1 protein-coding gene and 1 pseudogene are annotated in these 2861 nt (G+C 72.2%); both read left to right on the forward strand.

From position 1 onward, the window contains the following. Positions 1–190 (forward strand): annotated as a pseudogene (locus ACFVW8_RS38945) (3' terminal RNA ribose 2'-O-methyltransferase Hen1); the annotation flags it as partial. Next, on the forward strand, positions 187–2766 hold the full coding sequence (locus tag ACFVW8_RS38950; RefSeq protein ID WP_389698768.1) for a polynucleotide kinase-phosphatase: 2580 nt from the start codon (positions 187–189) through the stop codon (positions 2764–2766). The pseudogene ACFVW8_RS38945 and the gene ACFVW8_RS38950, both read left to right, overlap by 4 nt. The last annotated feature ends 95 nt before the right edge of the window (positions 2767–2861 follow it).

Consider the following 2861-nt stretch of genomic DNA (forward strand, 5'->3'; position numbering starts at 1 on the left):
CGACCACCGCTTCGAATGGACCCGGGCCGAATTCCGGGACTGGGCCGGCGAAGTGGCCGGCCGGCACGGGTACGACGTGGAGTTCGTGCCCGTAGGACCCGACGACCCCGAGGTGGGGCCGCCCACACAGATGGCCGTGTTCACCATGACCGCGGCCGACGGGACCGAGAAGGAGGCGAAAGCCGCATGAGCAGTACCCGTGACAGCAGCACGCGCATCCTGCCGGTGACCGACCTCTCCCTCGTGGTCCTCATCGGGGCGAGCGGATCGGGCAAGTCCACCTTCGCCCACCGGCACTTCGAGCCGACCGAGGTCATCTCGTCCGACTTCTGCCGGGGCCTCGTCGCCGACGACGAGAACGACCAGAGCGCCAGCCGGGACGCCTTCGACGTCCTGCACTACATCGCGGGCAAGCGCCTGGCCGCCGGCCGGCTGACCGTCGTCGACGCCACCAGCGTCCAGCCCGAGAGCCGCCGTCAGCTGGTACGGCTCGCCCGGGAGCACGACGTGCTGCCCATCGCGATCGTGCTCGACCTGCCCGAGGAGGTCTGCCTCGCACGCAACGCGGACCGTCCCGACCGGGCCGGCATGCCCCGCCATGTCGTGCAGCGCCACCGCCGCGAGCTGCGCCGCTCGCTGCGGGGCCTGGAGCGCGAGGGCTTCCGCAAGGTCCACATCCTGCACACCGAGGAGGAGGCCGAGCACGCCGAAGTGGTGCGGGAGCGCCGCTACAACGACCTCCGCCACCTCACCGGCCCCTTCGACATCATCGGCGACGTCCACGGCTGCAGCTCCGAGCTGGAGACCCTCCTCGGCAAGCTCGGCTACACGGACGGGGCGCATTCCGAAGGGCGCACGGCCGTCTTCGTCGGCGACCTCGTCGACCGCGGCCCCGACAGCCCCGGGGTGCTGCGCCGCGTCATGTCGATGGTGTCCGACGGCAACGCCCTGTGCGTGCCCGGCAACCACGAGAACAAGCTCGGCCGCTACCTCAGAGGCCGCAAGGTCCAGCAGACCCACGGACTCGCGGAGACCATCGGGCAGCTGGAGCGGGAGGACACCGAGGACCCGGACTTCCGGGGACGGGTCAGGGAGTTCATCGACGGGCTCGTCAGCCACTACGTACTGGACGGCGGCAAGCTCGTCGTCTGCCACGCAGGCCTGCCCGAGAAGTACCACGGACGCACCTCCGGACGGGTCCGCTCGCACGCACTGTACGGCGACACCACCGGCGAGACCGACGCGTTCGGCCTGCCGGTGCGCTACCCGTGGGCGGAGGACTACCGGGGGAGCGCCGCCGTCGTCTACGGCCACACCCCCGTGCCCACCACCTCCTGGGTCAACAACACCATCTGCCTGGACACCGGAGCCGTCTTCGGCGGCCGGATGACCGCGCTGCGCTGGCCGGAGCGCGAACTCGTCGACGTGCCGGCCGAGCAGGTCTGGTACGAGCCGGTCAAGCCGCTGACCACCGAGGCGCCCGGCGGCCGTGAGGGCCGCCCGCTGGACCTCGCCGACGTGCAGGGCCGCCGGGTCGTGGAGACCCGGCACATGGGCCGGATCGCGGTGCGCGAGGAGAACGCGGCGGCTGCGCTGGAGGTCATGAGCCGCTTCGCCGTCGACCCGCGACTGCTCGCCTACCTCCCGCCGACCATGGCGCCGACGGCCACCTCGAAGGAGGAGGGCTACCTGGAGCACCCGGCCGAGGCGTTCGAGCAGTACCGGGCGGACGGCGTGGACAGGGTCGTGTGCGAGGAGAAGCACATGGGCTCGCGGGCGGTGGCCCTGGTCTGCCGGGACGCGGACGCGGCACGGGAACGCTTCGGGACGGCAGGCGCCGCCCCGGGCGACGGGGGAGGGCCGACGGGTGCGCTGTACACCCGCACCGGACGCCCGTTCCTGGACGACACCGCACTGACCGAGGCCGTCCTCGGCCGGCTGCGCGCGGCGGTCACCGCCGCCGGGCTGTGGAAGGAGTGGGACACCGACTGGGTGCTGCTCGACGCCGAGCTGATGCCCTGGTCCCTCAAGGCGGCCGGACTGCTCCGCTCGCAGTACGCGGCGGTCGGCGCCGCATCGGGTGCCGTCTTCCCCGCAGCGGGGGCGGCCCTCGCGGCAGCGGCTGACCGGGGCATCGACGTCGGCGCGCTCGCGGACCGGCAGCGCGGCCGGGCCGAGGACGCGGCCGCGTTCACCGAGGCCTACCGCCGCTACTGCTGGAGCACCGAGGGGCTCGACGGGGTGCGGCTGGCACCGTTCCAGATCCTCGCCGTGCAGGGCCGTTCGCTCGCCGCCGTACCCCATGACGAGCAGCTGGCCTGGCTGGACCGGCTGGTGGAGCACGACCCCACGGGGCTGCTCCAGGTCACCCGGCGGCTCGTCGTCGACACCGCCGACGAGGCATCGGTCCGCTCCGGCATCGACTGGTGGCGCGAGATGACCGGCCGCGGCGGCGAGGGCATGGTCGTCAAGCCGCTCGGCGCGTTCGTCAGGGACGGCAAGGGCCGGCTGGTGCAGCCAGGCATCAAGGTGCGCGGCCGGGAGTACCTGCGGATCATCTACGGTCCCGAGTACACCCGCCCGGAGAACCTGGACCGGCTGCGCGGCCGGTTCCTCGGCCACAAGCGCTCGCTCGCCCTGCGCGAGTACGCGCTGGGTCTCGAAGCCCTGGACCGGCTCGCCGACGGTGAACCGCTGTGGCGGGTGCACGAGGCGGTCTTCGCGGTGCTGGCACTGGAGTCGGAGCCGGTGGATCCGCGGCTCTAGCTTGATCTTTAACGTCAGGGCCCGAACGGTTCGTCGTACTTGATCACTCGGATTGGTAACTGCGGTACACGCAGGCGGCCTTCGGCTGAGCATGT

Origin of the sequence: Streptomyces sp. NPDC058221, from assembly GCF_042882365.1 — a bacterium.
GTDB lineage: Bacteria > Actinomycetota > Actinomycetes > Streptomycetales > Streptomycetaceae > Streptomyces.

Excerpts from the sequence above, each read along its gene's own strand:
- ACFVW8_RS38950 (WP_389698768.1), top strand. The coding sequence starts at position 187 with ATGAGCAGTACCCGTGACAGCAGCACGCGCATCCTGCCGGTGACCGAC.